Below are 19382 nucleotides of genomic sequence, written 5' to 3' on the forward strand. Positions count from 1 at the left end.
CCGCTACCCGGAGTACATTTCAGGAGACAGCGATGTCCCACGAGGCTTTTGAGCCGGAGACCCCGCATCTCGACTTCGAGGGCACGACCCCCTACGAGGACTACGTCAGGGCGGATGTCCTCACCCACCTCCAGCACACCCTCTCCGACGATCCCGGAGAGATGGTCTTCCTGGTCACGACCCAGGTGATGGAGCTGTGGTTCACCGTCATCGTGCACGAGTGGGAGACGGCGGCGAACGCGCTGCGGGGTGACGACGTACCGACCGCGATCGACGCGCTGAAGCGGTCCGTGCGGGAACTGGAGGCGCTGAACGCCTCCTGGAAGCCGCTCGGACAGCTCACCCCCGCGCAGTTCAACGCCTACCGCGGCGCGCTCGGCGAGGGCTCCGGCTTCCAGTCGGCGATGTACCGGCGCCTGGAGTTCCTGCTCGGCGACAAGTCCGCGTCCATGCTGGTCCCGCACCGGGGCGCGCCCCGGGCACACGCCGAGCTGGAGAAGGCGCTGCACGAGCCGAGCCTGTACGACGAGGCGTTGCGGTTGCTCGCGCGGCGCGGGCACGCGATTCCCGAGGACGTGCTGCGGCGCGACGTGTCCAGGCGGTACGAGCCGTCGCCGGAGGTGGAGGCGGTCTGGACGGCCGTCTACTCGGGTGACGAACGGGACGAGGTGGCCCGCCTCGGCGAGGCGCTGACCGATGTCGCCGAACTGGTGTGGCGCTGGCGCAACGACCACCTGGTCGCCACCCGCCGCGCGATGGGCGCCAAGGCGGGCACCGGAGGCTCCGCCGGGGTGGCCTGGCTGGAGAAGCGGGCGCAGAAGAACGTGTTCCCCGAGCTGTGGACGGCGCGATCCCATGTCTGAACTGGTGGCGAAGGCGGAGAAACTGGACGCGGCCGACGAACTGGCCGTCAAGCGGTCCGAGTTCGTGTGGGAGGAGGGTGACGACACCGTCTACCTCGACGGCAACTCGCTGGGCGCGCTGCCCGCCGCCGTCCCCGGCCGGATCGAGGACGTGGTCCGCCGGGAGTGGGGCGAGCTGCGCATCCGGTCCTGGACGGAAGAAGGCTGGTGGACGGCGCCCGAGCGGATCGGCGACCGCATCGCGCCGCTGGTCGGCGCGGCGGCCGGGCAGATCGTGGTCGGCGACTCCACCAGCGTCAACGTGTTCAAGGCACTGGTGGCCGCCGTGCGGATGGCGCGACTGACGGACCCGGGGCGGGACGAGATCGTGGTCGACGCGACCACGTTCCCCACGGACGGCTACATCGCAGAGTCGGCGGCCCGGATGACCGGCTGCACCCTGCGTCCGGTGGTGCCGGCCGAGGTTCCGGGCGCGCTCGGCGCCCGTACCGCCGCCGTACTGCTCAACCACGTCGACTACCGCACTGGCCGGCTGCACGACCTGCCCGCGCTCACGGTCGCCGTGCACATGGCGGGGGCGTACGTCGTCTGGGACCTGTGCCACAGCGCGGGCGCGCTGCCGGTCGGGCTGGACGCGCACGGCGTGGACCTGGCGGTCGGCTGCACCTACAAGTACCTGAACGGCGGACCCGGTTCCCCGGCGTTCCTCTACGTGCGCGAGGACCTGCAGCACCTCTTCGACTCCCCGCTGCCCGGCTGGAACTCCCACGCGGATCCCTTCGGGATGCGCCCGGACTACGAACCGGCGCCGGGCGCGCTGCGCGGGCGGGTCGGCACCCCGGACATCCTCTCCATGCTCGCCCTGGAGGCGGCGCTGGAGGTCTGGGACGGCGTCACGGTCGAGGCGGTGCGGGCCAAGTCCCTCGCGCTGACGGACTTCTTCCTGGAGTGCGTCGAGACGTACGTCCCCGAGGGCAGGGTCGAGTGCGTGACCCCGCGTGCGCACCGGGAGCGGGGCAGCCAGATCGCCCTGCGCTGCCCGGACGCCGGTGACGTGATGAAGCGGCTGATCGAGCGCGGCGTCGTCGGCGACTTCCGCCGACCGGACGTGCTCCGCTTCGGCTTCACCCCGCTGTACGTCGGCTTCGCGGACGTGGAGCGGGCGGCGCGGGTACTGGCTGACGTCCTGGCGGAGCCCGGGACCTAGGCGACGGCCGGCCGGGACGGTGCCCGCGCGGTGCGGGTGTGGACGGAGGCGGATGTCGGTGGGACACGGTGTGCTGCCGAACCACTCCGCAGGGTGTTCACCGAGCGTGATATCCCCATGTCCATGCCTGTCGTCGGGCTGATACCGTCCCGGCCAACGGCCGAAGTCTTCTCTCGTCCGCCAAGTACGTTTCATCGCTGAGAGGTTGGAGCATGTCGGACGACTCCGCAGCCGCCCGGGCCGCCGCCGAGGAGGAGTCGGCCTTCTCCCACCCGCCCGTCGAACCCGACGCCACCGCGGCCTACGGCGACCACCCGGACCAGCTGATCGACTTCTACGCGCCGCGCGGCGAGGGCGGACCCGCGCCGGTTGTCGTCGTCCTGCACGGTGGTGCCTGGCGCGCACCCTACGACCGTCGCCACATCAGCCCGTTCGCCGCGTTCCTGGCCGGCCGGGGTTTCGCCGTGGCCAGTGTCGAATACCGGCGCGGTGCGGGGGAGTCCGGCGGCGGGGACCCGGTCGCGGGCCGGTGGCCCGACACCTTCGACGACGTCTGCGCGGCGCTGGACGCGCTGCCCGAGCTGGCCCGCCGGCACCTGCCGGCGGCCGACCCGCGCCGCACGGTGCTCACCGGCCACTCGGCCGGCGGCCATCTGGCGCTGTGGGCCGCCGCCCGGCACCTCCTGCCCGCCGACGCGCCGTGGCGCACCGACCGTCCCGCCCCGCTGCGCGGGGTCGTCGCGCTCGCCCCGATCGCCGACCTCGCGGTCGCCGACAAGCTGGACGTCTGCGGCGGCGCGACCCGCCAACTCCTCGGCGGTGACCAGGGGTTCGCGGAGCGTCAACCGTACGCGGATCCGGCGCTGCTGCTGCCCACCGGTATCGCCACGGTCCTCGTCCAGGGCCGGGACGACGTCGACGTCCCGCAGGCGGTCGCCGAGTCCTACGCGGAAGCGGCGGCGAAGGCCGGCGAGGTGGTCGGGCTGACGCTGCTGGCGGACGCCGGTCACTTCCCGCTGATCGACCCGGCGACGGGCGCGTGCGCGGTGGTGGCGGAGGAGATCGCCCAACTCGCCTGGTGACCCGGGCCGCTGGGTGCCCGGTCGTACCCGTTGGCCCCGTCATACCCGTGATACCCGAGAGCTACGTCCCAGGTGAGTCCCCCGGTGGGACGCGGACTACCTGCTCCGATCCGTAACTTCCTTCCCTGACAAGCCCGATGACCCGGGCGAACAGGGAGGGAGGACGACCATGGGGCTCCGGTGGCGCCGTACCGCACTCGCCGTTCTCATCGCCTCGGCCGTGACCCTGCCCGTGGCCGGTGCGGCCCGGCCCCAGGTTCCCGCCCCGGCCCCCGCCAGGCTCGCCCCGCCGAGCGCGGCCACCCTCGACGCCGCCTACGCCGCCAACCGTGCCAACGCGGAGAAGGCGGCGCGGATGGCCGCCCACCACGGCGACCGGCGGCACGCGGCGGCCGACCGCGCCCTGGCAGGTCCCGCCCGGCAACTGCTCGCCTTCGACGGCCGCGGCCCCGGGCGGGTCACCGAGGTGCTCGGCGACCTCGCGCACGCCGACCGCGTCGCCGTCCTGGTCCCCGGTTCCGACACCGGCCTCGACACCTACGGCCGGTTCCGCGCCGCCGCCGAGGCCCTGCACGCGCGGCTCACCCGGGAGGCCCCGGCGGGTGTCCGGACGGCGGTCGTCGCCTGGCTCGGCTACGAGACGCCCGGCACGGTCGGCGCCACCACCGACCGGGCCGACCGGGCCGCTCCCGAACTGCGCTCTCTCGTCGATGACCTGCGCACCGTCTCCGGTCCGCGCGCCCACCTCTCCCTGTTCTGCCACTCCTACGGCTCGGTCGTGTGCGCCGGTGCCGCCGCAGGACTGGACGTCGACGACATCGCGGTCGTCGGCAGCCCGGGCACCGGCGTCGACACCGCCGCCGCGCTGCGCACCCGGGCCCGGGTCTGGGCGGCTCGGGGTGCCGACGACTGGGTGGCGAACGTCCCGCACCTCAGCGCCGATCTGTTCGGCACCACCGTCGGCTTCGGCACCGACCCCGTCGCGCCGGAGTTCGGCGCCCGGGTCTTCGCGGCCGGCGACGGCGGCCACAGCGACTACCTCACACCCGGCTCCACCTCCCTCATCGAGGTGATCGGCCAGGCGGTGGACGGGCTGGACGCGATCGCCCAGGTCGCCGAACTCACCCCGGACGTCGTCCTGATGGACATCCGCATGCCCGAACTCGGTGGCATCGAGGCCACCCGCCGCATCACCACGGCCACACCGCACATCCGTGTGCTGGTGCTGACCACCTTCGACCTCGACGAGTACGTGTACGAGGCGCTGCGCGCCGGCGCCTCCGGCTTCCTGCTGAAGGACGCCTCCTCCGACCAACTCGCCGAGGCGGTACGGGTGGTGGCGGCCGGAGACGCGTTGCTCGCGCCCGGTATCACCCGGCGGCTGATAGCCGAGTTCTCCCGGCTGGACGCCCGGCCCCGCCCCCCGCTCAGGGACCGCGTGGGCGATCTCACCGAGCGGGAGACGGAGGTGCTGTCGCTGATCGCGCAGGGCCTGTCGAACGCGGAGATCGCGTTGCGGCTGGTGGTCGCCGAGCAGACCGTGAAGACCCATGTGGGCCGCATCCTGGTGAAACTGGGCCTGCGGGACCGCACCCAGGCGGCGGTCTTCGCCTACGAGTCGGGCCTGGTCCGTCCCTCCGGATACTGATCCCGCCGAGCCCCGCCGAGCCCCGCCGAGCCCCGCCGAGTCCCTCCGGGTATGGATCCCTCCGGGGCCGGGCGTCCGTCCGCGCGGCCCGCGTAGTACCTGAGACGGACGCCCGGGAACCCGTCTCGGCGGGGACGACCGCGGTCACCCGGGCGGCCTACCGTGTGAGCGTGACCGAGACGACGACTCACCTGAAGCCGCCGACCGTGGGCGAGGCCGGGACATCACGCAGCCCGGAGTACCGGCTGGCCCAGAAAGTCCTGGGCGGGCTGTACCAGGACCTGTTTCGCAACGCCTTCGCCTACCGTCCGCTGCCGCGCACGAACGCGTCCGGGCCGATCGCCCGCCGACTGCCCGGCCGGCTGCGGTCCGCCGCGGAGCAGCTTCCGCACACGGTGGTGGCCCTGGCCGCCCTGTTCGTCCTGTGGGCCGGTATGGCGGGCGGCGACACCGACACCGGTCCGCTGGCCCTGCTGACCGGCCTGATCTGCGCGCTCCCCGTGCTGGCCACCCTGATCCGGCCGGTCGGCGCGTTCTGGCTGTCGATGGCGGCGACCCCCGTGACCGCGGTACTGAACGGAGGCTGGGGCGACTGGCCGTGGATGCCCGGCGCGTTCATCGGCCACCTGGTGGTGCTGGTCGTCGTGGCGCTCCGCACCCGGCCCCGCACCGCCGCCTGGATGTGGGTCCTGACCGCCCTGTACGCCTTCCTCGCGGACGTCGTGTTCGGCGGCCCGTACTACGACAAGAACAGCGCGCCCATGACGGTGACCTCCGCCATCGCCCTGCTCGTGGTCTCCCTCTGGCACGTCCGCCACACCGCCCAGCAGGAGGTGACCGCCCAGCAGACGGTCACCGCGCACGAGCGCTCCCGGCGCACGCTGCTGGAGGAGCGCACCACCATCGCCCGCGAGCTGCACGATGTGGTGGCCCACCACATGTCGGTCGTCGCCATCCAGGCCGAGGCCGCCCCCTACCGGGTGGAGAACCCGCCGCCCGAGCTGGAGCGCGCCTTCGCCACCATCCGGGAGAACGCGGTGGCCGCACTCACCGAGCTGCGCCGGGTCCTCGGCGTGGTCCGCGCTGAGGACTACGAGGCCCCCGACGCCCCGCAGCCCACCCTCGCCGACCTGGACGCCCTGCTCGCCAATGTGCGGGACACCGGTCTGGACGTGGAGAAGGTGGTGACCGGCGCGGTGCGCGAGCTGCCACAGGGCGTGGAGCTGTCGGCGTACCGGATCGTGCAGGAGGCCCTGAGCAACAGCCTGCGGCACGCGCCCGGCGCGAGCGCCCGGGTCGAGATCGGGTACGTCCTCGGCGGCCTCGGTCTGCGCGTGGTCAACGGCCCGGTCCCCGCACCGAACCTGGTGAAGCCCTCGCCCGGGGCGGGACACGGCGTCACCGGTATGCGCGAGCGGGTCACCATGCTGGACGGCGAGATGACGGCCGGCCCGACCGATGACGGCGGCTACGAGGTCGCGGTGTTCCTGCCGGTCGCCTCGGTGAACGAGGGAGAGGCATGAGCGACGGCGACCGCAGCATCCGCGTCCTGATCGCGGACGACCAGATGATGGTGCGCGAGGGCTTCTCGGTCCTGCTGAACGCGATGCCGGGCATCGAGGTCGTCGGCGAGGCCGTCAACGGCCGGGAGGCGGTGGACCGGGTCCGCGAACTCGCCCCCGACGTCGTCCTGATGGACATCCGCATGCCCGAGCTGAACGGCATCGAGGCGACCCGCGAGATCGTCGCCGCCGACGGCGCCGCGAAGGTGCTGGTGCTGACCACCTTCGACCTCGACGAGTACGTCTACCAGGCGCTGCGCGCGGGCGCCTCCGGCTTCCTCCTCAAGGACGCCTCGGCCCGCCAACTCGCCGACGGGGTAAGGATCGTCGCGTCCGGAGAGGCGCTGCTCGCCCCCACGGTGACCAGACGGCTGATCACCGAGTTCTCCAAACTGTCCGAGGCCCCGCGCCTGATGCCGTCCGCGCACGCGGCCTACGGCGACCTGACCGAGCGGGAGACGGAGGTCCTGGTGCTCATCGCGCAGGGCCTGTCGAACGCGGAGATCGCCGGACGGCTGGTGGTCGCCGAGTCGACGATCAAGACCCATGTGAGCCGCATCCTGGTGAAGTTGGGCCTCCGCGACCGCACCCAGGCAGCCGTCTTCGCCTACGAGGCCCGGCTGGTGACACCGGGCTGACCGGGCTGACCGGAGAGCTCGCACCACACGTACTTGCCCCGGTTGCCGAACCTGGAGAGCGGATGCCAGCCCCACAGGTCGGAGCAGGCCCTGACCAGGGCAAGCCCCCGGCCGTCCTCCTCGGTGACGCCACCGTCCAACCCGGCGGGAGCGAGCGGTGGTTCGGGGTCCGCGTCCCACGCGCCGATCCGCAGCACGCCGGCCGACCACCGCACCCGCAGCGCGGCGGGCCCCTTGGTGTGCAGCACCGCGTTGGTGATCAGCTCCGTCGCCAGCAGTTCGGCGGTGTCGACCAGGCGGATCAGGCCGTGCATCGTGAGGATCAGACGAAGGGTGCGACGACTGATGGTGACGGCGCGCGGGTCGTTCGGGATGTACAGGGAGTACTCCCAGGGTTCGTCTTCGGGCATGCGTCGACTCCGTTCGGTGAGGTGAGGGGGCGTCGCAGCCACCGGGCGGTGTCATTGCCGCAGCCGTCATGACAGGACGAAGCGGTGCGCTTCCGGCGCCCCGGTGTTTCGCAGCGTGTGCGTCGCGTCACTGACGGTAGAGGAGTAATTTCTCCTCTCGCAAGCTGTTGCCATAATTTGGCACTCGAACGTGGCACGTACGCAGAAGCGTTGGGGACGGAGAACGTATGGCGCCGAGAAGTAATCCCACCGCTCGGCAGGTGCGGCTGGGGACTGAGTTGCGCAAGCTGCGCGAGGCGACGGGCATGAAGGCGCGCGAGGTGGCGGCGTTCCTGAACTCGACTTCGGCGCAGATGAGTCAGGTGGAGCTGGGCATCTCAGGCGTCAGCGCGGAGCGCGTTCGCCGGCTGGCAGCTCATTACGGCTGTGGGGACGAGGCGTTCGTCGACGCTCTGGCGTCCTTGGCCAGTGAGCGGTCACACGGCTGGTGGGACGACTACCGAGGAGTCCTGCCGCAGGTGAACATGGATGTGGCCGAGGCGGAACATCACGCGACCTTCCTGCGGGAGGTCGTGATCACGCACGTTCCCGGGCTTCTCCAGACCCCGGACTACGCTCGGGCGGTCTTCAGGTACATGCGCCCTGATCTGCCCGATAGTGAACTGGCGCCGCGCGTGGAGCACAGGATGAGACGGCGCAAGGCGATCGAGGGTGACAGGCCGACCCCGTACGAGACGGTGATTCACGAGTTCGCCCTGCGTATTCGTGTGGCCGACCGCCGGACGGCCGTGTCTCAGCTTCGGCTCATCCTGGACGAGATCGAAGAGGGCCACGCCACCGTGCGGATCATCCCGGTCGACCGGGACGGCTTCGCTGGTGCTGACGCATCGATGATGTATCTGGGTGGGCTGGTGCCCAAGTTGGACACGGGGCTCCTCGACTCACCCACGGGCACCCTGTTCATCGATGCGGCAGCCCACTTGGATCGGCTCCGAACGCTTTTCTGCACGGTGAAGAAGTCGTCGCTGAACCCCTCGGAGTCACGGGACTTCGTTCACCGCTTGACGAAGGAGCTTTGATGAACTGGCGGAAGTCCACCTACTCCGGCGGCGGCGAAGGCAACACCTGTGTCGAGATCGCTGCCCTCTCCACTCACATAGCCATCCGCGACTCCAAGGCCCCCGCCCGCGCCACTCTCTCCTTCCCCGTCCGCTCCTTCAGCGCCTTCATCGAGTCGGTCAAGAGGCCGCGCGGATAGGCGGGTGGGCGGGGGCAGGCCAACCGCGGTGTGGGTGGTGTGGCGGCCTGTGAGTCAGACCCGCTCCAGAGGCCGGTGCGGTCCGCTGGGAAGCTCCGCTTCGATCGCGTCGCCCGGGCGCACCACGCCACCCTCCTGCACGATGCTCGTGATTCCGGCCTTGCGCACGAGGTTCCCGGCTTCGTCGCGGCCGACGACCTGCTTCAGCAGCCCGTCCTGGAAGATGTCGATCTGCAGGCAGGGATTGCGCGGGCCGGTCACCTCCAGCACCGCGTCGTCGCCGATGCGCAGCAGCGTGCCGACCGGCAGACCGAGCAGATCGATGCCCCGGGTGGTGATGTTCTCGCCGAGGTCACCGGGCACCACCTTGAATCCCTCCGCACCGACCTCGGCGAAGAGCTCTTCGTGGATGAGGTGGACCTGGCGCAGGTTCGGCTGGGTGGGGTCCTGCGCGACCCGCGAGCGGTGCTTGACCGTGACGCCGGCGTGTACGTCCCCCTCGACACCGAGCCCGGCGAGCAGCGTGATGCTGCCCCGGTTCGGCTTGGTGAACGAGTACTCGCCGTTGCTGCTGACGGCCGTGACTATTCCGTGCATCCTTGGATCCCACCCCCGTGGCAATGCTCGGATGCGACCCTAACTCCTGGGCCACACACCACGACAGCCAGCCGCAATCGTGGGTGAGGCCGTGATCCAGATCGGTCAATCGCCTTCGGAAGCAGATGTGTTGAGGGAACTGGTCTGCGTTGCTCCCGAGGCTGGGGAGCGGCTCGTCGTCCGGTTCGGAGCCGAAGTGCTCGCTTGGTGTGATGAGTTGCCCGACCTCGTCAGTGAACTCGCTGTTCGTTGGGATCTGGAGCCGGTCGCGGCGGGTGGCGGGGGCACCTCGCGGGTGTTCCGCTGCGTGAGACGTGGCGCCGGTGCCTCGGGGTGGCTGAAGCTCACGCCGGAGTCCGCGCTTGCCCGCGAGGAGGCCGAAGCGCTGCGGGCCTGGACAGGGATGCCGTCGGTCGTCACGCTGCTGGCAGAAGACGTGGCCGCCGGGGCCCTGCTGCTGGAGCACGTGGAGCCGGGAGTGCCCGTGCGGCAGCCGGCTTGGAATCTGCCCGAGGTCGCGGCCCTGCTGAGGGACTTGCGGGTCTCGCCTCCTGGGCCGGGGGAGCGCTCGGTAGTGCGGCCTCTCTCGCACCGGATCGGCTTTCTGTTCGACTTGACCGACCGCAGGTTTTGTTGGCTGACGGCGGCCCGCGTGAACGGCCTGGTTGATGCCGCGCTGCTCGGGCAGGCCCGAGCGGCGGCCCTGGAACTTTCCGCAAGCGGACCCGTGGCACTCGTGCACGGTGATCTCCATCCGGCCAACGTGCTGTCCGGTCCGGGCGCCCGCATGGTGGCGATCGACCCGAGGCCGGCGTGGGGCGACCCGGACTTCGACGCCGTGGACTGGGTGCTCGACGGGGTTGCGGATCCAGCCGTGCTGGAGCGGAGGGTCGAGAGGCTGGCGGCGCTGGTTCCCGGCATGTCCCCTGAGCGCCTGCTGGGTTGGTGCGGGGCCCTGTCCGCCCTCGTCGCGGTTCCCCGAGTGTGCGCGGGGAGGGACGACGCGGAAACCCGGTTCCTCATGACCCTGGCCGGCGGCTGATCCGCCCGCCGGCTGTGGCAGTCCCCGTACCGCCGTCCGGGGAAGCCGCTTTCGAGGGGGCTCTGGGCACGGGGCCGGTCGGCGGCCTATGGTCCGGGCATGATGGCTGAAACCGACCTCGCGTTCGACCCCTGGGACCCGGCGTTCGTCGCCGATCCGTATGCCGGCTATGCCGAGCTGCGGGAGCGGGGGCGGGTGCACTGGTTCGAGCCGACGAACCAGTGGCTGGTGCCGCACCACGCGGACGTCTCGGCGCTGCTGCGCGACCGGCGGCTGGGGCGGACGTACCAGCACCGCTTCACCCACGAGGAGTTCGGCCGGACGGCCCCGCCGCCCGAGCAGGAGCCGTTCCACACCCTCAACGACCACGGGATGCTCGACCTGGAGCCGCCGGACCACACCCGGATCCGGCGCCTGGTGTCGAAGGCGTTCACCCCGCGCACGGTGGAGCGGCTGAAGCCGTACGTCGAAGGGCTGGCGGCGGACCTGGTGGCCGCACTGGTCGACGCCGGCGGCGGTGACCTGCTGACGGACGTCGCCGAACCGCTGCCGGTCGCGGTGATCGCCGAGATGCTGGGCATCCCGGAGTCCGACCGGGCTCCGCTGCGCCCCTGGTCGGCGGACATCTGCGGGATGTACGAGCTGAACCCGTCGGGGGAGTCGGCGGAGAAGGCCGTCAGGGCGTCGGTCGAGTTCTCGGAGTACCTCCGCGAGCTGATCGCCGAGCGTCGCGCGAAGCCCGGCGACGACCTGATCTCGGGGCTGATCGCGGCCCACGACGAGGACGACGACCGGCTCACCGAGCAGGAGATGATCTCCACCTGCGTGCTGCTGCTGAACGCGGGCCACGAGGCGACGGTGAACTCCACGGTCAACGGCTGGTGGGCGCTGTTCCGGAACCCGGACCAGCTGGCCGCCCTCCGCGCGGACCACTCCCTGGTCCCCACGGCAGTGGAGGAGCTGATGCGCTACGACACCCCGCTCCAGCTCTTCGAACGCTGGGTCCTGGACGACATCGAGATCGACGGCACGGTGATCCCCAGAGGCGCGGAGATCGCCATGCTCTTCGGCTCCGCCAACCACGACCCGGCCGTGTTCGCCGACCCCGCCCGCCTGGACCTCACCCGCGCGGACAACCCGCACATCTCCTTCAGCGCCGGCATCCACTACTGCATCGGCGCACCCCTGGCCCGTATCGAACTCGCCGCGTCCATGACGGCGTTGCTGGAGCAGGCCCCGACCCTCGCCCTGGCGGAGGAGCCGAAGCGCAAGCCGAACTTCGTGATCCGGGGTCTGGAAGGGCTGGCGGTCGAGGTCTGAGTCCGCCGCCCGAACCGCGTCACCCCTGAGCGGGCGGGGTACCGGGCCCGTTCCGCAAGGGGGACCTCCGCGGTCCCGGGGTCGTGGGGCCGGAGACGGGTGCCGTACGGAAAACCGTGAGCAGTCGGCGGGCATGTGTCACTCAAGCGCTCAAACGAGCGGCATCAGGACAGTAGTGGCCGAAGTGCTCACGGTTTTGGAACGGTGTGTCTCCCCGGGGCGTGGAGGCATGTCCCGGCATCGCCCACGTCGAGGCCCCGCACCCCACCGGGCGGTCGCGGGAAACCGTCCGCACGAGTGGCTGACCGCCCCGACGGGGCCGGATGCGCCGTCACTCGATCTCCCGCCCGCCGAGCAGCGTGACCGGCCCCGACCCGCGACGGCCCTGCCCGGCGAGGGTGCGTCCCCGTCGGGCAGGGAGCCGCGGCGCGGTTACTTCGTCTCCAGGTCCCGTCGGCGGAAGCCCTCCAGGCCCAGCCACACCAGGCCGGTGGCGACGAGGGACAGCAGGAGCAGGGGGAGCCAGTCCATGTCCGCGGCGGGGAGCCGGGGGACGTGGCCGAAGGGGGAGAGGTTGTTCATCCAGCCCGGGAACTGGAGGATCTGGCCGAGGTAGCCGACCACGAAGGCGTACACCGGCACGATCCAGGCCGCCTGGCTCGCCCGGGGGAACCAGCCGAAGAGCACCACGGCCACGCCGGCCGTGACCCACAGGGCGGGTGCGTAGGCGAGGGCCGCCCCCGCCAGCTTCGGGAGCAGCGAGCCGTCCCCGGTCGAGGCCGCGCCCGCGACGCCGAAGCCGAGCCCGGCCAGCAGCAGCACGAACGTACCGCCGCCCATGGCCACGGCCAGATGGCCGCCGACCCAGCGGGTGCGCGAGAGGCCGGTGGCGAGGAGGGGTTCGGCGCGGCCCGCCGTCTCCTCGGAGCGGGGCCGCAGCGCCGCCATGACGACGTACACCGCCGCCACGACCGTGAGGACGACCATGACCATGGAGGCGAAGGACTCGGCGATGCCCGCCCCGCCGATGCGGTCCAGGGCCTCCTGGATCTCGTCGATGCCCTTCAGCATCTCCTCGGCGTCCCCGAGGATCGACCCGTACATCGCGCCCATCAGGAACAGGCCCGCGCCGAAGCCGATCAGCGTGCCGCGGTGCAGTCGCAGGGCGAGGCCGAGCGGTGTGGCGAGCGCGTCGGAGGCCGTGGGGCTGCCCAGCTTCTCCGGACGCAGGCCCGCGCCCACGTCGCGGCGGGTGGAGAGCACGAAACCCGCCGCCGCGCACACCACCGCGAACACCAGGCAGAGCAGCAGCGGCCACCAGCGGTCGTCGACGTACGGGTAGCTGCGCTGCACCCAGCCGATCGGGGAGAGCCAGGACAGGGTGCCGTTCCCGCCGCCGTCGCCGGCGGCGCGCAGCACGTAGGCGACGCCGATGACCGCGAGGGCCATGCCGGACGCGCCGCGCGTGTGCGCGGTGAACTGGACGGTGACCGCGGCGACGGCGGCGAAGACGAGACCGACGGCGGCGTGGGCGAAGCCGTAGAGCAGCGAGCCCGCCGTGCCGCCGTCCCCGAGCCCCATGCCGGCCAGGCCGAAGGCCAGCAGCAGCGCCAGGGCGAGGTTGGCCAGGACCGCTACGGACAGGGCGGCGGCGAGGTGGGCGTGGCGGCCCACCACCGTCGAGCGCACCAGCTCGGCGCGTCCGGTCTCCTCCTCGGCGCGGGTGTGCCGGGTGATGATCAGCACGCTCATGAGGCCGACCAGGACGGCCGTGAAGCCGAGCATCTGGTGGCTCAGCATGGAGCCGAAGTCGTAGTCGTCGAGGTAGTGACGGGGGCCGGACATGGCGAGGCCGGCCGGGCTGTCCAGGCTCCGGACGGCGTTCGCCCGGTCCTCCGGGTCGCTGTAGAGCGTCTTGAAGTTGCCCGCCGTGGCGAGCGTGCCGAGGAACAGGGCCAGGATCCACACCGGGAGCCGGACACGGTCGCGGCGCAGGGCGAAGCGGATCAGCGTCCGGGTCCCGGCCAGCGCGTTGCCGCCCGCGACCGGTCCGGCGGGGGCCGGCGCCTCGGTGGCGGCGGTCATCGCGGGTCTCCGTTCGCGCCCTGCTCGGCCTGCCCCGCCTGCCCGGTGCCGTGCCCGTTGGCGGCGAGCTCGCTGCCGTAGTGGCGGAGCATCAGCTCCTCCAGGGTCGGCGGGTGGCTGATGAGGCTGCGGATGCCGAACTCGGTGAGCTTGCGGACCGCTCCGTCGACCCGGCCGCCGTCGACGGCGAAACGGACCCGGCCGGTGGCCTCGTCGAGGGTCTGCAGGCCGTGCACGCCGGGCAGCTCGGCGAGGCCGGTGGCGGGTCGCTCGGTCTCCGCCTCGATGGTGGTGCGGGTCAGGTGGCGCAGCTCGCCGAGGGTGCCGGACTGGACGGTGCGGCCCAACCGGATGATGCTCACCCGGTCGGCGAGCTTCTCCACCTGGGCCAGGATGTGGCTGGAGAGCAGGACGGTCTTGCCGGCCGCCTTGGCCTCGCCGATGACGTCCTGGAAGACGACCTCCATGAGCGGGTCCAGTCCCGCGGTCGGCTCGTCGAGCAGCAGCAGCTCGGCGTCGGAGGCGAGCGCGGCGACGATGGCGACCTTCTGCCGGTTGCCCTTGGAGTAGGCGCGGCCCTTCTTGGTCGGGTCCAGGTCGAAGCGCTCGATGAGCTCGGTGCGCCGCTTCCTGTCCAGGCCGCCGCGCAGCCGCGCCAGCAGGTCGATGGCCTCGCCGCCGGTCAGGCCCGGCCACAGTTCGACGTCGCCGGGGACGTAGGCGAGGCGGCGGTGCAGCTCCACGGCGTCCGCCCACGGATCGCGGCCGAGCACCCGGGCGGTGCCCGAGTCGGCACGCAGCAGGCCGAGCAGGACGCGGATGGTGGTGGACTTGCCGGAGCCGTTCGGGCCCAGGAAGCCGTGGACCTCGCCGGACTCGACGTCCAGGTCGAGACCGTCGAGTGCGCGCGTGCGACCGAACGACTTGTGGAGCCCGGACACGGTGATGGCCTTCGTCATGCTTCGGAACGTACGCTTCTTTCACAAATTTGTGAAGTTAAGGAAGTGTATGAATCCCGCGTAGACTCGCCCTTCGTGAGGACGGACCCCTTCGTGAGGGCGGACCAGGGGAGATGAGCCAGGCATGACGGAGTCGCGGGCGGCGGGACGGGACCCGGAGGCGGTCTCCCGGTTCGTGGAGCGCTTCGCGGCCCAGTTGGTGGAGGCCGGGCTGCCGCGGATGCCCGCCCGTGTCTTCGGGGCCCTGCTCGCCTCGGACACCGGCATCCGGACCTCCGCCGAGTTGGGGGAGCAGCTCAGGATCTCGCCGGCCGCGGTCTCCGGCGCGGTGCGCTACCTGGCGCAGCAGCACATGGTCTCCCGCGAGCGCGAGCCCGGCTCACGCCGGGAGCGGTACCGGGTCCACGGCGACCAGTGGTACGAGGCCCTGACCAACCGTGAGGCCGTCATCCGGCGCTGGGAGGACGCCCTGCGCGAGGGCGTCACCAGCCTGGGGCCCGACACCCCGGCGGGCCGCCGGCTGGCGGAGACCCTGGCCTTCTTCGAGTTCGTCGAGAGGGAGATCGAGCCGATGATGGCCCGCTGGCGGACCCACCGCGAGGAGCACTTCGGGCGGGGTGAGGCATAGCCGCAGAAGTTGGTCACACGCGTGTGAGTGATCAGCCACGCTGACGCCGTTCGACTGCGTGCTGGACACGACCGGTTTCAAGGCCCCCTGAGCCGGTCGGTCAACTCCTCGGCAGAGTCAGCCCCAGAGCCCCCTCCAGCACCACCCACGTCCGGGTCCGTACCGGCCCCGACACCACCGCGTCCGCGCGGTAGCGGAAGTGCGCGCCCGACACCGTGACCGCGCGCCCCTCCGCCAGCAGCGGGGACGCCTCCGCGCCCACCGACGCCGGACGCACTTCGACCCTGGCCGTCCCGGAGGCGCCCGGGACGACCGACACGGCCTCCACCGGCTGATGCAGGTCGACCAGGGTCTCTCCGTCGACCTCCACCCGCAGCCGGGAGGGGTGCGCCTCGGTGACGGGAGCGATCTCGGACGGCCGGGCCGGCACCAGGGTCCGTACCAGGGACCGGCACGTCTGCAGCCAGGGGCGCCCCACCCCGCCGACCGTCTCCCGTACCGGCGTCACACCCCCGACCGGCGGAATCCGCACCGCGCCGAGCACCACCCCGTCGCTGTCGTCCACCAGCAGGTCCATCCGCCGCTCGGCGCCGTCCAGCACGGCCCGCGCCGCCGCCACCGTCCCCGTGGGCACCCCCAGCGACCGGGCGAGGGACAGCGGGCCGCCGACCGGCACCAGGGACAGCGCGCAGCCGGTCAGCTCGCGCTGCCGGTGCAGCACCCCCACCGCCCGCATCAGGGCCCGGTCGTCGCCGATCACCACCGGCCGCCTCGAACCCCGCCGGGCCAGCGCGCGGGCGAACTCCTCCGGCCCGTCCGGCAGGCAGACCTTCGTCGTCGCACCCCCGCTGAGCACGTCTTTCGCGATGCGCACGGACTCGCCGTCCCTGCGGCGGGCGACCGGATCGATGACCACCAGGAGCTGATCGGACGTCGGGGAAGTCGCCACCTCGGCCATGCCTCGCTTCCTCGGGTAGCATCTTTGTGCAAGAGCCCCTTTGCACTTTTGCGCAGGGGCTTCGTCTATTCCGGGGCACCCGGTCCGACGGTTGGCGGCCAACGGTGGTCGCGGTGCACGCGGCGGAGATCCACCGCGTACGCCCCTGACCCTGGACATGCCCCGCCCGGAAGGGGTGTACGCGCGTGCCCGCACTTGTGCTGCTCGGTGCTCAGTGGGGTGACGAAGGCAAGGGAAAGGCGACGGACCTGCTCGGAGGTTCCGTCGACTACGTGGTGCGTTACCAAGGCGGCAACAACGCCGGCCACACGGTAGTCGTGGGTGATCAGAAGTACGCACTCCACCTGCTCCCTTCCGGAATCCTGTCCCCCGGCTGCACTCCGGTCATCGGCAACGGCGTCGTTGTCGACCCCTCCGTCCTGCTCTCCGAGCTGAGCGGGCTGAACGAGCGGGGCGTCGACACGTCCAAGCTCCTGCTCAGCGGCAACGCGCACATCATCACGCCGTACAACGTGACCGTCGACAAGGTGACGGAACGCTTCCTCGGCAAGCGCAAGATCGGGACGACCGGTCGCGGCATCGGCCCGACCTACGCCGACAAGATCAACCGCGTCGGCATCCGGGTCCAGGACCTGTACGACGAGTCGATCCTCACCCAGAAGGTCGAGGCGGCGCTCGACTTCAAGAACCAGATGCTCACCAAGTTCTACAACCGGCGCGCGATCGCCGTGGACCAGGTGGTCGAGGAGCTGCTGGGCTACGCCGACAAGCTGGCGCCCTACGTCACCGACACCGTCCTGGTCCTCAACCAGGCGCTCGACCAGGACAAGGTGGTCCTCTTCGAGGGCGGCCAGGGCACCCTGCTCGACATCGACCACGGCACGTACCCCTTCGTCACCTCGTCCAACCCGACCGCGGGCGGCGCCTGCACGGGCGCCGGCGTGGGCCCGACGAAGATCAGCCGGGTCATCGGCATCCTCAAGGCGTACACCACCCGCGTCGGCGCCGGCCCCTTCCCGACCGAGCTGTTCGACAAGGACGGCGAGGCGCTGCGCACCATCGGCGGCGAGCGGGGCGTCACCACCGGCCGTGACCGCCGCTGCGGCTGGTTCGACGCGGTCATCGCCCGCTACGCGACCCGCGTGAACGGCCTGACCGACTTCTTCCTCACCAAGCTCGACGTCCTCACCGGCTGGGAGCAGATCCCGGTCTGCGTGGCCTACGAGATCGACGGCAGGCGCGTCGAGGAGCTCCCCTACTCCCAGACGGACTTCCACCACGCGAAGCCGGTCTACGAGATGCTCCCCGGCTGGTCCGAGGACATCACCGGGGCGAAGTCCTTCTCCGACCTCCCGAAGAACGCCCAGGCCTACGTCAAGGCGCTGGAGGAGATGTCCGGCGCCCCGATCTCCGCGATCGGAGTGGGCCCGGGCCGCGACGAGACGATCGAGATCAACTCGTTCCTGTAGGGCCGGCCCCGCCGCACCCCGATGTCCCGGTGACCCGTCCAGGGTCACCGGGACGTTCACGTCTCCGGGGCGTTCGGACGAGCCCGTGCCCGCCCGGGGGTCAGCTGAAGACGATCATCGAGCCCTGGGCCAGGCTTCGGGTCGCCGCCGCGTGCAGGCCGAGCCAGACGTGGCGTTCACGGGCGAAGGGGCTGGGGTCGTACGGGGGCGGGACGGCGGGTTCCTCCAGCTCGGTCGGTCCCTGCGGGGGATCCGGCGTGGCCGGGGGGTTCGCGGGGTCGATGCCGAGGGCCGGGGCGACGAGTTCCAGTTCCCGCAGCAGCGCGTGGGAGGAGCCCAGCGGGCCGCCGCCGGTGAGGAGTTCGTCGCTGGAGAGCGGGGTCGGGAAGTCCACGGGGACGTACGCCCCGGCGTGGTCGTAGTGCCAGACCAGGTGCGACTGCTGGGCCGTCGCCTCGAACATCTCCAGCAACTGCTCGTAGTCACCGCCCAGTTCGCCCACCGGCGTGACCGGCAGCCCGGACACCTGGAGCAGATACGTGCGCCGCAGGAAGTGCAGCGCGTCGTAGTCGAAGCCCGCGACCGGGGCGACCTCACCGGACAGTCCCGGCATGTACTGGTACACCGGCACCGGCGGCAGCCCGGCCTCGGCGAGCACCTTGTTGTACTGCGCGAGTTCCTCGGCGAACGGATTGTCGGGCGTGTGGCACAACACGTCGACGAGCGGTACCAGCCACAGGTCACAGGCCAAGAGAGCTCCTCGCACAGCACGTAGGTCGAAGACACGTAGGTCGTCAGAGAAGGGTATCGGCGCGGGGCGGGGGCGGCTCCCCTCGTGCAGGTCCCCTGTCCCATACGAACACGGACGACGCGGGCGCCGTGCCCCGGACCCCATGCCCGGGGCTCCGGTCGGTCCGGTCAGTCCGGTCGGTCCGGTCGGTCCGGTCGGTTCGGGGGGAGCCGCTCGATGAGGCTCAGGGAGTGGGCGTTGTACGACTCGATGATCGCGCGAGCGGAATCGGTGTCGCGGCGCGACAGGGAATCGACCAGATCGGTGTGTTCGGACCACAGCCGTCCCCGTAGATCGGGCAGCCGACGCAGATGCTGCACCGCGCACACCCAGGTCTGCACCCGGAGCCGGTGCAGGAAGGCGGTGAGGTAGGGGTTGCCGAACAGGGCCCCGAGTTCGCGCCAGAAGCGCAGGTCGTAGCCGATCAGGACGCTGAGGTCCCCGGCGAGGGCCGACCGCTGCGCCTCCTCGCCGCGCCGCCGGACCCCGGCGAGCGCGGCGGCGACCCGGGGCTCCTCGGGCCGCAGAGAGGCCAGGCGTCCGTCGGGGTCGGTCAGGGCGTGGAACATCCCGTCGACCACCAGGCCGCGGGCCTCGATCATGCCGCGGAAGTCGTCGACGGAGTACTCGTGCACCCGGAACCCCCGGTGCTGGTCGGCGTCGAGCAGTCCCTGCGCCGACAGGTCGACCAGCGCCTCCCGCACCGGGGTCGCGGACACCCCGTACTGGTCGGCGATCTCCTTGACGGTGAACTCCTGCCCCGGCTGGAGCCGCCCGGCCAGCACCTCGTCACGGAGCGCGTCGGCGATCTGCTGCCGCAGCGTGCTGCGGGTCACCACACCGTTGCCGCTGGTGCCGGGCATGGT

The 19382-nt window shown here is 71.6% G+C and carries 18 protein-coding genes and 2 pseudogenes; 13 read left to right on the forward strand and 7 right to left on the reverse strand.

Annotated features, from left to right (window positions below; translation table 11 throughout):
• Positions 1-32: 32 nt before the first annotated feature.
• The 7 genes and pseudogenes from ACVW19_RS18175 (at position 33) to ACVW19_RS18205 (ending at position 7000) form a co-directional block, all read left to right on the forward strand.
• Entirely contained in the window at positions 33-863 is an 831-nt protein-coding gene (locus ACVW19_RS18175; protein ID WP_457460402.1) for a tryptophan 2,3-dioxygenase family protein, read from the forward strand.
• Entirely contained in the window at positions 856-2070 is a 1215-nt protein-coding gene (kynU, locus tag ACVW19_RS18180) for a kynureninase (protein ID WP_457460403.1), read from the forward strand. The genes ACVW19_RS18175 and kynU overlap by 8 nt, the downstream gene beginning before the upstream one ends.
• 212 nt (positions 2071-2282) lie before the next feature.
• Positions 2283-3152, forward strand: a complete 870-nt coding sequence (locus tag ACVW19_RS18185; RefSeq protein WP_457460404.1) for an alpha/beta hydrolase — start codon at positions 2283-2285, stop codon at positions 3150-3152.
• A gap of 355 nt (positions 3153-3507) precedes the next feature.
• A pseudogene (locus ACVW19_RS18190) lies at positions 3508-4077 on the forward strand (alpha/beta hydrolase); the annotation flags it as partial.
• 138 nt (positions 4078-4215) lie between these two features.
• Positions 4216-4800: pseudogene (locus ACVW19_RS18195) on the forward strand (response regulator); the annotation flags it as partial.
• A 170-nt stretch (positions 4801-4970) separates the two neighbouring features.
• Positions 4971-6323, forward strand: coding sequence for a sensor histidine kinase (locus ACVW19_RS18200; protein WP_457460405.1), 1353 nt, complete (start codon positions 4971-4973; stop codon positions 6321-6323).
• Positions 6320-7000, forward strand: coding sequence for a response regulator (locus tag ACVW19_RS18205; protein WP_457460406.1), 681 nt, complete (start codon positions 6320-6322; stop codon positions 6998-7000). The genes ACVW19_RS18200 and ACVW19_RS18205 overlap by 4 nt, the downstream gene beginning before the upstream one ends.
• On the opposite strand, the gene ACVW19_RS18210 is transcribed toward ACVW19_RS18205, so the two are convergent.
• A complete protein-coding gene (locus tag ACVW19_RS18210) occupies positions 6970-7410 on the reverse strand; it encodes an ATP-binding protein (RefSeq protein WP_457460407.1) in 441 nt (146 codons plus the stop codon). The two genes, ACVW19_RS18205 and ACVW19_RS18210, sit on opposite strands and share 31 nt — an antisense overlap.
• Positions 7411-7637: 227 nt before the next feature.
• On the opposite strand from ACVW19_RS18210, the gene ACVW19_RS18215 reads away from it, so the two are divergent.
• Both ACVW19_RS18215 and ACVW19_RS18220 read left to right on the forward strand, forming a co-directional pair.
• Complete coding sequence (locus ACVW19_RS18215; protein ID WP_457460408.1) at positions 7638-8489, forward strand: helix-turn-helix domain-containing protein; 852 nt, start codon at positions 7638-7640, stop codon at positions 8487-8489.
• The gene (locus tag ACVW19_RS18220; RefSeq protein WP_457460409.1) at positions 8489-8668 is read left to right on the forward strand and encodes a DUF397 domain-containing protein; all 180 of its coding nucleotides are present in this window, start codon (positions 8489-8491) and stop codon (positions 8666-8668) included. The genes ACVW19_RS18215 and ACVW19_RS18220 overlap by 1 nt, the downstream gene beginning before the upstream one ends.
• Positions 8669-8722: 54 nt before the next feature.
• On the opposite strand, the gene ACVW19_RS18225 is transcribed toward ACVW19_RS18220, so the two are convergent.
• On the reverse strand, positions 8723-9265 hold the full coding sequence (locus tag ACVW19_RS18225; protein ID WP_457460410.1) for an MOSC domain-containing protein: 543 nt from the start codon (positions 9263-9265) through the stop codon (positions 8723-8725).
• 91 nt (positions 9266-9356) lie between these two features.
• Between ACVW19_RS18225 and ACVW19_RS18230 the strand changes: the two genes are divergently transcribed.
• Positions 9357-10307, forward strand: coding sequence for an aminoglycoside phosphotransferase family protein (locus tag ACVW19_RS18230; RefSeq protein ID WP_457460411.1), 951 nt, complete (start codon positions 9357-9359; stop codon positions 10305-10307).
• A 99-nt stretch (positions 10308-10406) separates the two neighbouring features.
• Complete coding sequence (locus tag ACVW19_RS18235; RefSeq protein WP_457460412.1) at positions 10407-11627, forward strand: cytochrome P450; 1221 nt, start codon at positions 10407-10409, stop codon at positions 11625-11627.
• A gap of 432 nt (positions 11628-12059) precedes the next feature.
• Here the strand turns inward: ACVW19_RS18235 and ACVW19_RS18240 are convergent, their stop codons facing one another.
• Together ACVW19_RS18240 and ACVW19_RS18245 are read right to left on the reverse strand one after the other, a co-directional pair.
• Positions 12060-13712, reverse strand: a complete 1653-nt coding sequence (locus ACVW19_RS18240; RefSeq protein ID WP_457460413.1) for an ABC transporter permease — start codon at positions 13710-13712, stop codon at positions 12060-12062.
• Positions 13709-14671 (reverse strand): ABC transporter ATP-binding protein, encoded by a 963-nt coding sequence (locus ACVW19_RS18245; RefSeq protein WP_457460414.1) that lies wholly within the window; start codon positions 14669-14671, stop codon positions 13709-13711. The genes ACVW19_RS18240 and ACVW19_RS18245 overlap by 4 nt, the downstream gene beginning before the upstream one ends.
• A gap of 124 nt (positions 14672-14795) precedes the next feature.
• On the opposite strand from ACVW19_RS18245, the gene ACVW19_RS18250 reads away from it, so the two are divergent.
• Positions 14796-15299: a GbsR/MarR family transcriptional regulator gene (locus ACVW19_RS18250; protein WP_457460415.1), complete on the forward strand. Its 504-nt coding sequence runs from the start codon at positions 14796-14798 to the stop codon at positions 15297-15299.
• A gap of 100 nt (positions 15300-15399) precedes the next feature.
• Here ACVW19_RS18250 and ACVW19_RS18255 read toward each other — a convergent pair whose 3' ends face one another.
• On the reverse strand, positions 15400-16257 hold the full coding sequence (locus ACVW19_RS18255) for a diacylglycerol kinase (protein ID WP_457460416.1): 858 nt from the start codon (positions 16255-16257) through the stop codon (positions 15400-15402).
• 185 nt (positions 16258-16442) lie between these two features.
• Between ACVW19_RS18255 and ACVW19_RS18260 the strand changes: the two genes are divergently transcribed.
• Positions 16443-17726, forward strand: a complete 1284-nt coding sequence (locus tag ACVW19_RS18260; RefSeq protein WP_457460417.1) for an adenylosuccinate synthase — start codon at positions 16443-16445, stop codon at positions 17724-17726.
• A 100-nt stretch (positions 17727-17826) separates the two neighbouring features.
• Here the strand turns inward: ACVW19_RS18260 and ACVW19_RS18265 are convergent, their stop codons facing one another.
• Together ACVW19_RS18265 and ACVW19_RS18270 are read right to left on the reverse strand one after the other, a co-directional pair.
• Positions 17827-18477 carry a hypothetical protein gene (locus ACVW19_RS18265; RefSeq protein ID WP_457460418.1) on the reverse strand — a complete coding sequence of 217 codons (651 nt, stop codon included), beginning with the start codon at positions 18475-18477 and terminating at the stop codon, positions 17827-17829.
• Positions 18478-18644: 167 nt separating this feature from the next.
• Positions 18645-19379 carry a GntR family transcriptional regulator gene (locus tag ACVW19_RS18270; protein WP_457460419.1) on the reverse strand — a complete coding sequence of 245 codons (735 nt, stop codon included), beginning with the start codon at positions 19377-19379 and terminating at the stop codon, positions 18645-18647.
• Between the last annotated feature and the right edge of the window lie 3 nt (positions 19380-19382).

The sequence above is a fragment of the Streptomyces sp. TE5632 genome (genome assembly GCF_054061295.1).